General features: G+C 68.0%; 12 protein-coding genes. 9 read left to right on the top strand and 3 right to left on the bottom strand.

Annotated features, from left to right (window positions below):
- The 4 genes from B1991_RS18795 to B1991_RS16100 form a co-directional block, all read left to right on the top strand.
- The coding region (locus tag B1991_RS18795) for a hypothetical protein (RefSeq protein ID WP_168709686.1) at positions 1 to 190 on the top strand (190 nt) is incomplete at its 5' end.
- Between the two features lie 56 nt (positions 191 to 246).
- Positions 247 to 1,200, top strand: a complete 954-nt coding sequence (locus B1991_RS16110) for an aspartyl/asparaginyl beta-hydroxylase domain-containing protein (RefSeq protein WP_136259698.1) — start codon at positions 247 to 249, stop codon at positions 1,198 to 1,200.
- A gap of 57 nt (positions 1,201 to 1,257) precedes the next feature.
- Positions 1,258 to 2,160: an RNA polymerase sigma factor SigJ gene (sigJ, locus tag B1991_RS16105; protein ID WP_136259697.1), complete on the top strand. Its 903-nt coding sequence runs from the start codon at positions 1,258 to 1,260 to the stop codon at positions 2,158 to 2,160.
- Positions 2,161 to 2,195: 35 nt separating this feature from the next.
- Positions 2,196 to 2,651: a carboxymuconolactone decarboxylase family protein gene (locus B1991_RS16100; protein WP_136259696.1), complete on the top strand. Its 456-nt coding sequence runs from the start codon at positions 2,196 to 2,198 to the stop codon at positions 2,649 to 2,651.
- Between the two features lie 63 nt (positions 2,652 to 2,714).
- On the opposite strand, the gene B1991_RS16095 is transcribed toward B1991_RS16100, so the two are convergent.
- From B1991_RS16095 to grxC, 3 genes are all read right to left on the bottom strand, one after another.
- Positions 2,715 to 3,728 (bottom strand): isocitrate dehydrogenase, encoded by a 1,014-nt coding sequence (locus tag B1991_RS16095; protein WP_136259695.1) that lies wholly within the window; start codon positions 3,726 to 3,728, stop codon positions 2,715 to 2,717.
- A gap of 173 nt (positions 3,729 to 3,901) precedes the next feature.
- On the bottom strand, positions 3,902 to 4,279 hold the full coding sequence (locus B1991_RS16090) for a carboxymuconolactone decarboxylase family protein (protein ID WP_136259694.1): 378 nt from the start codon (positions 4,277 to 4,279) through the stop codon (positions 3,902 to 3,904).
- The gene (gene grxC / locus B1991_RS16085) at positions 4,276 to 4,539 is read right to left on the bottom strand and encodes a glutaredoxin 3 (RefSeq protein ID WP_136259693.1); all 264 of its coding nucleotides are present in this window, start codon (positions 4,537 to 4,539) and stop codon (positions 4,276 to 4,278) included. Before grxC ends, B1991_RS16090 begins: the two co-directional genes overlap by 4 nt.
- A 284-nt stretch (positions 4,540 to 4,823) precedes the next feature.
- Here grxC and B1991_RS16080 point away from each other — a divergent pair, with 284 nt between their 5' ends.
- The 5 genes from B1991_RS16080 to lpxH all read left to right on the top strand — a co-directional run bounded on the left by B1991_RS16080 (position 4,824) and on the right by lpxH (position 11,786).
- Entirely contained in the window at positions 4,824 to 6,509 is a 1,686-nt protein-coding gene (locus tag B1991_RS16080; protein ID WP_136259692.1) for a M48 family metalloprotease, read from the top strand.
- A 74-nt stretch (positions 6,510 to 6,583) separates the two neighbouring features.
- Positions 6,584 to 8,674: a polyphosphate kinase 1 gene (gene ppk1, locus B1991_RS16075; RefSeq protein ID WP_136259691.1), complete on the top strand. Its 2,091-nt coding sequence runs from the start codon at positions 6,584 to 6,586 to the stop codon at positions 8,672 to 8,674.
- 61 nt (positions 8,675 to 8,735) lie between these two features.
- Positions 8,736 to 10,253 carry a Ppx/GppA phosphatase family protein gene (locus B1991_RS16070; RefSeq protein ID WP_136259690.1) on the top strand — a complete coding sequence of 506 codons (1,518 nt, stop codon included), beginning with the start codon at positions 8,736 to 8,738 and terminating at the stop codon, positions 10,251 to 10,253.
- 82 nt (positions 10,254 to 10,335) lie between these two features.
- Positions 10,336 to 11,052 carry a peptidylprolyl isomerase gene (locus tag B1991_RS16065; protein ID WP_136259689.1) on the top strand — a complete coding sequence of 239 codons (717 nt, stop codon included), beginning with the start codon at positions 10,336 to 10,338 and terminating at the stop codon, positions 11,050 to 11,052.
- 5 nt (positions 11,053 to 11,057) lie between these two features.
- Entirely contained in the window at positions 11,058 to 11,786 is a 729-nt protein-coding gene (gene lpxH, locus B1991_RS16060; protein WP_136259688.1) for a UDP-2,3-diacylglucosamine diphosphatase, read from the top strand.
- Positions 11,787 to 12,281 lie beyond the last annotated feature (495 nt).

The raw sequence follows: 12,281 nt of genomic DNA, 5'->3' as shown, positions 1-12,281 counted from the left end.
CGATCGCATGCATGCGATCGACGCGGCTGCCCTCACCGCCGGCTGCTACCCCGCCGCCAACATGATCGCTGCGCTGCGCCACAAGGGCGGAGTCGTCCGGCCGGTGTCTGAACCGATCAGCCCGCAGCGGCACGTCGAGCTGACCCGGGCACAGCAGGTGAAGGCCGCGCCATCCCCACGCCAGCGGTAGCGCCCAAACGAGTAGAATGCTTGCCTGGCAGTCATCTCACGGTTGCAAGCGTCGACATGATCCTCACTCCCCGCCTCATCCTGCTGGCCCTGTTCGCCTTCTTCGTGCTGTGCGTGCTGCTGGTGCATCTGCGCGGGCGGGTGCGGCTGCGTTTCGACCGCCAGCTGGTGGACCACTCGGCGGTATTCGCGCCGTACAACCTGCTGATGTACGCATTCTCGGCGGTGCCGGCCAAGCCGATTCTCGACCGCCGCGGCTTTCCCGAGCTGGACCTGCTGCAGGCGAACTGGCAGGCCATCCGCGACGAAGCGCTGCACCTGACCGACCAGGGCCACATCCGCGGCACCAGCCGGAACGACGACGCCAGTTTCAACAGCTTCATCAAGCAGGGCTGGAAGCGCTTCTACCTCAAGTGGTACGGCGAACCGCTGGCCTCGGCGCAGGCGTTGTGCCCGAAGACGGTGGCGCTGCTGAACTCCATCCCCGGCATCAAGGCGGCGATGTTCGCCACGCTGGCGCCGAACAGCAAGCTCAACCCGCATCGCGACCCGTTCGCCGGCTCGTTGCGCTATCACCTCGGCCTGATCACGCCGAACTCGCGCGACTGCCGCATCTTCGTCGACGGCGAGGAACACGCCTGGGGCGACGGCAAGGACGTGGTGTTCGACGAGACCTTCGTGCACTGGGTGGAAAACAAGACCGACCAGACCCGGGTGATCCTGTTCGCCGACGTGGAGCGTCCGCTGCGCACGCGCTGGATGGGCGCGATCAACCATCGCGTGGGCGCATTCATGGGCAAGATCACCGCCTCGCCCAACAGCGACGCCGGCACCGAGAAGACCGGCTTCGTCAACCGCCTGTACGCATGGAGCCAGCGCAAGGGCGCCATGCACCAGTGGAAAGCCGCGTTCAAGCGGCGGCACAAGAAGCTTTACAAGGCCGGCAAGTACGTCGGCATCCTCGTGCTGCTGTGGCTGATTTTCCTGGCGCCCTGGCCGATCTTCCGCTAGCAGTCACGTTTCGCTCCATCCGTGCGTCCTGGCAGCGTCCCTCCACCGGAGCGCCTCATGGACTCGCAAACCGCCCTGTTCCAGCAGCACCGTCAGCGCCTGTTCGGCCTGGCCTACCGCATGCTCGGCACGCCCGCCGACGCCGAGGACGTGCTGCACGACGCCTGGCTGCGCTGGCACGCGCAGGACACCGACGCACTGGATGATCCGGAGGCCTGGCTGGTCACCGTCACCACGCGCATCGCACTGGATCGACTGCGCCGCGCCAAGACCGAACGCACGCACTACTCGGGGCCGTGGCTGCCGGAACCCTTGACCGTCGATGCCGAGCAACCCGAGGCGCAACTGGAGCGCGCCGAAAGCCTCACGCTGACCTTCCTGGTGCTGCTGGAACGGCTGAGCGCCGACGAACGCGCCGCCTTCCTGCTGCGTGAGGTGTTCGACTACAGCCACGCCGAAACCGCCGCGATGCTGGAGATCAGCGAGGACGCCTGCCGTCAGCGCGTGCATCGGGCCAGGCAGCGGCTGCGCGAGGATCGTCCGCGCCATGCCATGCCGAACGTCGACACGCAGCGACGCCTGCTCGAACGCTTCCTGCAGGCGCTGCAGCAGCCGAACCTGGAAACCCTGCACGCCCTGTTCGCCGAAGACGCGCTGCACGTGGCCGACAGCGGCGGACTGGCCCGTGCCACGCTGCACCCGCTGCACGGCGCCGAGCGACTGGCACGGCTGTACATGCAGATCGCGCGGCAGCAACAGCGCTACGGCGTGCGCCACGAAATCCACCTGCTCAACGGCGCGCCGGCCCTGTTCAGCTGGTGCGACGACACGCTGGTCGCGGCCAGCTGGATCGACACCGATGGCGAACGCATCACCGCGATGCACGCCTTGCGCCATCCCGGCAAACTCGCTCGTCTGGAAGCCGTCACGAAAGCAGCGAGGTCCGCGTCCTTGCATTGAATGGCCAATCCCGGCCGCATTGCAAAGGAACACCCATGCCTCGTTTCAACGTCAACCAACACCTCGACGCCGTGAAACCCCTGTTCGCGCTGGCCGAGTATGTGAGGAAATCCGGCCTCGAACAAAGCCTGATCGAACTGGTGATGATGCGCACCTCGCAACTCAACGGCTGCGCCTACTGCCTGGACATGCACAGCAAGGATGCGCGAGCCGCCGGCGAGACCGAGCAGCGCCTGTACGTGCTGCAGGCGTGGCGCGAGGCGCCGTTCTACAGCCCCCGCGAGCGCGCCGCGCTGGCCTGGTGCGAGGCGGTGACCCGCCTCGACCCGGTCCACGGCGTGTCCGATGAAATCCACGCCGAGGCCCGCGCCCAGTTCAGCGAGCAGGAACTGGTCGATCTCAACATGGCGGTCGTCCTGATCAACAGCTGGAACCGCATCGCGATCCCGTCGCAGGTCGAGCCGGGCAGCTACCAGCCAGCGAAGCACTGACGCGCGAGCGCAACGAAGAAAGCCGCGGCATGCCCGCGGCTTTGTTCTCAACCAGACCGCGAATCAGGCCGCCAGGCGCTTGATGATCGCGTCGGCAAAGCTGCCCGTGTTGCCCTTGCCGCCGATGTCCGGCGTCACGCTGTCGCGGTCATTCGTCATGGTGTCGCGGATCGCGGCGCGCAGCTTGTCGCCCTTGGCCACCATGTCCAGGTGGTCGAGCATGTCCGCCGCGGCCAGCAGCAGCGCGCACGGGTTGGCAATGCCCTTGCCTGCGATGTCCGGCGCCGAGCCGTGCACCGCCTCGAAGATCGCCGCGTGCTCGCCGATGTTGTCGCCCGGCGCCAGGCCGAGGCCGCCGACCAGGCCGGCGCACAGGTCCGACAGGATGTCGCCGAACAGGTTGGTGGTGACGATCACGTCGAACTGGTACGGGTTCATCACCAGCTGCATGCAGGTGTTGTCCACGATCATCTCGTTGAACTCGATCTGCGGATATTCCTTGGCGATCTCGCGCGCCACGTTGAGGAACAGGCCCGAGCTGGTTTTCAGGATGTTCGCCTTGTGCACGGCGGTGACCTTCTTGCGGCCCTTCTTCACCGCCAGCTCGAAGGCGTAGCGCACGATGCGGCTGCTGCCCTTGCGGGTGTTGCGCGCGACCGACTCGGCGATCTCGCCGTCTTCCGACAGCGTCTGCCCCTCGGCGCGGTAGGCGCCCTCGGTGTTCTCGCGCACGGTGATGATGTCGATGTTCTCGTAGCGCGACTTGGTTCCGGGGAAGCTCACCGCCGGGCGCACGTTCGCGTACAGGTCGAAGTGCCGGCGCAGGGTCACGTTGACCGAGGTGAAGCCGCCGCCGATCGGCGTGGTCAGCGGGCCTTTCAGCGCAACCTTGTGTTCGGCGATCTTGTCCAGCGTGGCCTTGGGCAGCAGGTCGCCGTGCTTTTCCAGCGCGACCATGCCGGCGTCGACGAAGTCGTACTTCAGGCCGCAGTCCAGCGCGTCGAGCACGCGCAGCGTGGCGGTCATGATCTCCGGGCCGATGCCGTCGCCCGGGATCACGGCGATGGTGTTGTTCATGGGGGACTCCTTGGGGGCTGATCGCATGCGCGCAGCGCATAAAGCGCGCGTCAAGACCGCTCATTATCGCCCATGCGGCCGTTGCCGGACAGCCGATACCCGGGAAAAGCCGTTGCAAATCCTCGCACTGAGCATTGCGGAAAGCCGCATGCCCGGGGCGGGCCGCCGGCATCTCAGGCGTGGTCGGCGCATTCCGACGTGGCGGACTCGCCGTTCTCCAGCTGGTCCAGGAAATCCACCGCGCGGCGCAGGTGCGGGATCACGATCGAGCCGCCCACCACCAGGCCGACGCTGAACACTTCGAAGAACTCGTCGCGCTGCACGCCGGCCTCCTTGCATTGGGCCACGTGGTAGCTGATGCAGTCGTCGCAACGCAGCACCATCGACGCCACCAGGCCCAGCATCTCCTTGGTCTTCACGTCCAGCGCGCCGGCCTTGTAGGTCTGCGTGTCCAGCGCGAAGAAGCGCCGCACGACCTGGTTGTCCTCGGCCAGGATGCGCTCGTTCATGCGTTGGCGGAACGCCGTGAATTCAGCCAGCTTGTCGCTCATGCGCCCGCCTCCAGCAACTGCGCCAGCTTGCCGCTGCGGTCGGCCGCCGCCAGTTCGTCGAAGCCGCCGACGTGGTGGTCGTTGATGAAGATCTGCGGCACCGTGCGGGCCCCGCCGCTGCGCGCCAGCATGGCCTCGCGCTGGGACGGATCGGTATCCACGCGCACCTCGGTCCACTCCAGCCCGCGCGCCTTCAGCAGGTTCTTGGCGGCCACGCAGTAAGGACATACCGCCGTGGAATACACCTCGATCTTCGACATCACGACACTCCGCAAAAGCATTGGGAAACGCCCCGTAGATGGGGGCGCCCGGGCGCGAGGCAAGGCGGGAACCGACGCCGCCCGGGGCGGTCAAAATGCTATTGTCGCTCAGGGGCGTGGGCGGTAGAAATCTTCCGGGCTGCAAAAGCGTCTGCGCGGTCCATATTTCTGCCGATTCTTGGCCCATGGAACCACCATGGGCCGGCGGATCGTCAAAAATCTGTCCTCACGCAGCCACTTTTTCGCCTCGAAAGATTTCTACCGCCCACGCCCTAGCCATGGACATGACACCACGACGACCCACCCGGCGTGTCCTCACTGCGCTGATCTGCGCCGGCCTCGCCTGCGCGGCCAGCGCGCAGGATGACGTGCGCCTGCCCGACCTGGGCAGCTCCGCCAACGCACTGATCTCGCCGCAGGAGGCGCAGGATTACGGCGCCTCCATGCTGCGCCAGATGCGCGCGCTGGACATGGTGGTGGACGACCCGCTGCTGGACGACTACATCAACGACCTGGGTCACCGGCTGGCCTCCAACTCCGACAAGCCCAAGGATCACTTCACCTTTTTCATCGTGAAGGATCCCGAGATCAACGCCTTTGCCGCGCCGGGCGGCTACATCGCGGTCAATTCCGGGTTGTTCGTCATCACCCGCGACGAAAGCGAGCTGGCCGGCGTGATCGCGCACGAAATCGGCCATATCACCCAGAACCACCTGCAGCGCGCGTTCGAGGCCTCGCGCAAGGATGCCCCGCTGATGGCCCTGGTGATGCTGGGCGCGGTCCTCGCCGGGGCCGGCAGCCACAGCGGCGACGCCCCGATGGCCGTGCTCGCCGGTGGCCAGGGCCTGATCGCGCAGCGTTCGATCAACTTCACCCGCAAGGACGAGATCGAGGCCGACCGCGTCGGCATCCAGACTCTGGCCAAGTCCGGCTTCGATCCGAACGCGATGGCAGCCTTTTTCCAGCGCATGCAGGACGTGCTCAGCACCGGTGCCGGCGGCGATGACGTGCCCGCCCTGCTGCAGACCCACCCGGTGACCACCATGCGCATCAGCGACGCCAAGGCGCGCGCCGGCGCCCTGATCGCGGCGCAGAAGCTGCGCCCGTCCGGCGCCGTCATGGACTTGCAGCAGTGGCAGCAGCACACCGCGCCGATCGCGTTCGTGAAGGATCCGATCTCGCTGATGGACGCGCCCAGGCCGGGCCCGCTCGACACCTACAATCTGATGCGCGAGCGCGTGCGCGTGCTGGCCGGCGACGCCACCCGCGAGGCGACCTACTACGGTTCCAACCTGCAGACCCGGCCCGAATTCGACACGCCCGCGAACCATTACGGCTACGCGCTGGCGCTGACCCGCAGCGGTCGCGGGGCCCTGGCGGTGAGCCAGTTGCGTCCCCTGTTGCGCACCGCGCCGGACAGCCTGGTGCTCAAACTGGCACTGGCCGATGCCGAACTGCAGGCCGGCCAACGCGCCTCGGCGCTGGCCATCTACCAGGACCTCAACGCACAGTCGCCGCGCAATCGCGCCGTGGCGCTGGCCTACGCCCAGGCGCTCACCGCCGGCGGCGACAAGGCCCAGGCCAGCCTCGCCGCCAGCCTGCTGCGACCCTTGCTGGACGATGCCAGCGAACCGGAGATCTACAGCGCCTACGCCCGCGCGAGCGACGCGGCCGGCGACGACGTGCGCGCCGGCGAGGCGTTCGCCGACGCCAGCTACTACTCCGGCCGCCCCTTCGACGCGATGGAACAGCTCGAACGCCTGCTCAAGCGCGACGATCTGGATTACTACGCCCGCGCACGCATCCAGGGCCGCATCACCGAGCTGACGCCGCTGCTGCTGGAACTGCGCAAGCGCAAGATCGAGACCAAGGACAATCCCGACAGCCGCCAGCAGGTGCAACCGTTCGGAACCTGCCTCGCGCCTTCCTGCCGCGGCGCGGCGCCGACCTCCGCCTGGCGGGAAGACTGACCCGCGACCGAGGCCCCGGTGCACAGGGCGCAGGCGCACCATGCATCGCCCACCGCCATGGGCCAGAATGGGCCATGTCCCGACCTTCCGCCCGCGTTCCCGCCGTCGACCTTGCCGCCCCGCAGCTGTACCTCAGCCGCGAGTTGGCCGCCCTGGAGTTCAACTTCCGCGTGCTGGCGATGGCCCGCGATGCCAGCGTGCCCCTGCTCGAACGCGTGCGCTACATGAGCATCGTGGCGAACAACCTCGACGAGTTCTTCGAGGTGCGCGTGGCCATGCTCAAGCATCACCATGCCTACGGCTCGGCCGCGCCGGGCCCGGATGGCGTCCCCTCCGGCGAGCTGCTGGCGCGCATCCGCAGCCGCGTGCTGGACCTGGTGGCCGAGGTCTACGCCGCCTGGCAGGAGCAGATCCGCCCGCAGCTGGAACACGAACACATCCACATCCTCACCCGCAGGCAATGGACGCCGCGCCAGCAGCGCTGGCTGCAGGGCTATTTCGAGCATGAGGTGCTGCCGGTGCTGTCGCCGCTGGGGCTGGACCCGGCGCACCCGTTTCCGCGCATCCTCAACAAGACGCTGAACATCGCGGTGGTGCTGAAGGGCCGCGACGCCTTCGGCCACAAAGGCCATCTGGCCCTGGTGCGGGCGCCGCGCTCGCTGCCGCGGATCATCCGCGTGCCGACCGAGGTCAGCGGCAAGGGCGATCACTTCGTGTTCCTGGCGGAGTTGCTGCAGGCCTTCGTCGACCTGATGTTCCCCGGCCTCAAGGTGATCGGCTCGTACCAGTTCCGGGTCACCCGCAACAGCGAGCTGATCGTCGAGGAGGCGGAGGTCGAGAACCTCGCGCTCGCCCTCAGCGAGGAGTTGCTCGGCCGCGGCTACGCGCGTCCGGTGCGGCTGGAGATCGCCGAGGATTGCCCGCAGGCGATCACCGCGATGCTGGTGCAGAACTTCGAGCTCGGCGAGGGCGACGTGTACCGCTGCGACGGTCCGGTCAACATCATCCGCGCGGGGCTGATCTACGACTGGCTGGACCGGCCGGAGCTGAAGTTTTCGCGCTTCACCCCGCAGTTGCCGGCGTCGCTGGACAGCAGCCTGAACAAGTTCGAGGTGATCGCCAAGGGCGACGTGCTTCTGCACCATCCCTACCAGAGCTTCGCCGCGGTGATCGACCTGCTGCGCCAGGCCGCCGCCGACCCGCAGGTACTGGCGATCAAGCAGACCCTGTACCGCGCCGGCGAGGACACCCCGCTGGTCGACCTGCTGGTGGAGGCCGCGCGCCACGGCAAGGACGTCACCGTGGTGATCGAACTGCGCGCGCGCTTCGACGAGGAGGCCAACATCCGCCTCGCCACGCGGCTGCAGGAGGCCGGCGTGCAGGTGGTCTACGGCGTGGTGGGCTACAAGACCCACGCCAAGATGATGTTGATCGTGCGCCGCGAGGGCGACACGCTGCGCCGCTACGCGCACCTGTCCACCGGCAACTACCACCAGGCCAACAGCCGCGTGTACACCGACATCGGCTTGATGACCGCCGACCCCGAGATCGGCGAGGACCTGCACAAGGTGTTCCAGCAGCTGTCCGGGCTGGGTCCGGTAATCGAGCTGAAGCGCCTGCTGCATTCGCCGTTCACGCTGTACCGCGGCGTGCTGGCGCGGATCGAGCGCGAGACCGCGAATGCCCGCGCGGGGCGACCGGCGCGCATCGTGGCCAAGCTCAACGCGCTCAACGAGGCGAAGGTGATCACCGCGCTGTACACCGCCTCGCAGGCCGGCGTGGAGATCGACCTGATCGTGCGCGGCGCCTGCACCTTGCGGCCGGGCCTGCCGGGCATCTCCGAGCGCATCCGGGTACGTTCGATCGTCGGGCGCTTCCTCGAACACAGTCGGGTGTACTGGTTCGCCAACGACGGCGAGCCGGAAATCTACTGCGCCAGCGCCGACTGGATGGAGCGCAACCTGATGCGGCGGATCGAGATCGCCTTCCCCATCCTCGATCCGCAGCTGGCCGCGCGCGTCTACGACGAAACACTGGCCAACGGCCTTGCCGACAACACCCAAGCCTGGCTGCTCGACAGCGACGGCCGTTACACCCGCGCCGAGCCCGGCGACAACCCGCCGTACAACGCGCAACAGACGCTGCTGGAACGACTGTGCCCGTGAGCCGCCTGCAACGCGCGCACGCATGCGAGAATCCGCACTTTGCGATTGCCGGAGCGCCGGATTGAGCGCAGTCGAACAAACGCCGATCCGCGATGGCGAACTGATGGCCGCCATCGACATGGGCTCGAACAGCTTCCACATGGTGGTGGCACGCATGGAACATGGCGAGCCGCGGGTGATCGACCGCCTGCGCGACACCGTGCGCATGGCCGCCGGCCTGCGCGCCGACGGCAGCCTGGATGCCGAACGGCGCGCGCGCGCACTGGCCTGCCTGGCGCGCTTCGGTCAGCGCATCGCCGGCTTGCCGACGGCGCGCGTACGCGCGGTGGCCACCAACACCGTGCGCCAGCTCGCTTCGCCGCAAACCTTCCTGACCTCCGCCGAAGCCGCGCTGGGCCACCCGATCGAGGTGGTCTCCGGGCGCGAGGAAGGCCGCCTGATCTTCCTCGGCGCCGCGCACGACCTGCCCGCCTCGCGCGAGCCGCGGCTGGTCATCGACGTCGGCGGCGGCAGCACCGAGTTCATCATCGGCCGCGGCCTCGCACCGCTGCACACCGAGAGCGTGCAGGCCGGCTGCATCGCCTCGACCCTGCGTTTCTTCCCCGGCGGCAAGATCACCCGGACGCGCTGGCAGCGCGGCCTGAGCGAGATCGGCGTGCTGCTGCAGCAGTTCGCGGAGGACTATCGCGAATCGGGCTGGCAGGACGCGTTCGGTTCGTCCGGCACCACCAAGTCGATCGGCGCGGTGGCCCTGGCCATGGAGCTTTCCGACGACGGCATCACTCCCGCGGCGCTGGCTGCGCTGCGCGATGCGCTGATCGAGCAGGGCCAGGTCGGCACGCTCAAGCTGCCGGGTCTGGTTCCCGAACGCACGCCGGTGTTTGCCGGCGGCGTGATGATCATGGAAGCGGCCTTCACCGCGCTGGGCATCGAGCGGCTGCGCGTGTGCGAAAGCTCGATGCGCGAAGGGCTGCTGTGGGACCTGCTCGGCCGTGCCGGCGGCAGCGATCCACGCACCGCCAGCATCGACGCGCTGGCGACCCGCTACGGCGTCGACCGCGCCCAGGCGCGCCGGGTGGAAGCGACGGCGCTGATGCTGTTCGACCAGGTCGCGCGCAACTGGAAGCTCGACGCCGACGCGCGCGAGTGGCTGTCCTGGGCCGCGCGGGTGCACGAGATCGGCCTGGCCATCGCGCACAGCCACCATCATCGCCACGGCGCCTACATCCTGCGCCATGCCGACCTGGCTGGCTTCTCGCGGCAGGAGCAGGAGTTGCTGGCCGCGGTGATCGAGTTGCATCGGCGCAAGCCGGACAAGTCCATCGTCAGCAGCCTGCCGCTGCGCTATCGCGCGCTGGCGAAACACATCACCGCGCTGTTGCGCCTGGCCGTGCTGTTCCGCCGCGCCCGCCGCGCCGAGTCGCTGCCGCAGATGCAGCTGGCGGCGGGCACCCGCTCGCTGCGCCTGAAACTGCCGCAGGCATGGATCGAGCAGCATCCGCTGACCGAGGCCGACCTGCAGCAGGAGAAGGCGCCGATGGCGGAACTCGGCGTGAAGCTGGACCTTTCCGGAAAGTGATCGACCCTTTCGCGGCAGGCCGAGGCCATGCCGCGTATCATGGGCGCTTGCCTCACGCATGCTGGCCCGGATCGTTCGAACCATGCTCAAGTCCCTGCTGATCGCCCTGCTCCTGATCGTCCCGCCCGGTGCTGCTGCCCAGGCCGCCAAGCCCGCATCGGCGGCATCGAGCGCCGCGCCCGCCGCCGCGCCACCACAGGTGCTGCTGCACACCTCGCAGGGCGACATCACGCTGGAGCTGTACCCGGACAAGGCGCCCAAGAGCGTGGCCAACTTCCTGCAGTACGTGCGCGACGGTTTCTACGACGGCACCCTGCTGCACCGGGTCATCCCCGGCTATCTGGTGCAAGGCGGCCTGTACACCCGTGACCTGCAGCCCAAGCGCACGCGCCCGGCCATCGCCAGCGAGGCGGACAACGGCTTGTCGAACCTTCGCGGCACGATCGCCGTCGCCCGCGGCGCCGATCCCAATTCCGGCACCGCGCAGTTCTTCTTCAACCTGGTCGACAACCGCCGGCTGGATTTCGTCGGCAACCAGAGCGGCCTCACCTGGGGCTTCGCGGTGTTCGGCAAGGTGACCCGGGGCATGGACGTGCTCGACAAGATCGCCGCGCTTCCCACCCGCCCGCTGGGCCCGTTCGCCGGCGACGTGCCCGAACCGCTGGTGGTGATCGAGAAGGCCAGCGTGATCGGCGAAGAGGTTCCCGCGCCGGCGAGCAGCGCCAAGGCGCCGGCCAAGGCGGCATCCGCCGCCAAGCCGGCCAGCAAGCCGCCGGCGAAGAAGTCCGGCGGGAACTGATCGGCATGGCCACGTTGTTCATCGCCGACCTGCATCTCGATCCCGCGCGCCCGCAAATCACCCGCCTGTTCGAGGATTGCCTCGCCGGCGACGAAGTGCGTCGCGCCGACGCGCTGTACATCCTCGGCGACCTGGTGGAAGCATGGATCGGCGACGACGACGATGCCGAACTTCCGCGGCGCATCGCCGCCGCCACCCGCGCCGTGCGCGATGCCGGCGTTCCCGTGTATTTCATAGTCGGCAACCGCGACTTCCTGCTCGGCGAAACCTTCGCCCGCCGCGCCGGCATGACCCTGCTCGACGACGGCACCGTGCACGACATCCAGGGCCAACCCACCTTGCTGATGCACGGCGACACGCTGTGCACCGATGACCTCGCCTACCAGGCCGTGCGCCGCCAGGTGCGCACGCCCGAATGGCAGGCGCAGATCCTGGCGATGCCGCTGGAGGCGCGGCGCGCATTCGCCGCCAAGGCCCGCGCCGACAGCAAGGCGCACACCGGCAGCACGATGGAAAGCATCATGGACGTCAACGCCGATGCCGTGGCCGATGCGATGCGCAAGGCTGGCGTGACCCGACTGATACACGGGCACACCCACCGACCGGCCATCCATCGTTTCGAACTGGATGGCAAGCCAGCCGAGCGGATCGTGCTGGGGGACTGGTACGAGCAGGGGTCGGTGTTGGTGGTGGGTGGCGAGCGCGTGGAGTTGCGTGGATTGGGGGTGGGGTGAGGCCTCACGAGCCAGAAGCTCGACATCAAGGGTTGATTCCCCGAACCGTTCGGGCTGAGCGTAGCGCTGAAGGCGCGGAGTCGAAGCCTGGGCGCGACGTCCTACGCTCGGGGTTCACTCCAGGCGTTTACCTCAAACCGTTCGAGCCTGGCGTAGCGCCGAAGGCGCCGAGTCGAAGCCTGGGCGCAACCCGCGAAACAAGAGCTCGCTTCGATGAATGCGTCGCAGCGTAGAGGGTACGGGGATTGTGAATCCCATCCATGGGCCGAACCCCTTCGCGCTGCGCGCTACGGGGCCAGCCTTCGGCTGTCCAATTTTGTTCCAGACAAAATTGTCGAACCGGAGGGTTCGTCCACCACCTCTCTCCGCCAGATACGCAAAACGCCCCTTCGATGGAGCATCTGGTAGCGTGATCGTGCGCGGGGGATTGTTCGGCCCATCCATGGGCCGAACCCCTTCGCGCTGCGCGCTCCAGGGCCAGCCTGCGGCTGTCCA

It is taken from the genome of Rhodanobacter lindaniclasticus, from assembly GCF_004799035.1.
GTDB lineage: Bacteria > Pseudomonadota > Gammaproteobacteria > Xanthomonadales > Rhodanobacteraceae > Rhodanobacter > Rhodanobacter lindaniclasticus.
The sequence above is the reverse complement of the archived record's forward strand: the minus strand, read 5'-3'. Positions and strand labels throughout refer to the sequence as shown.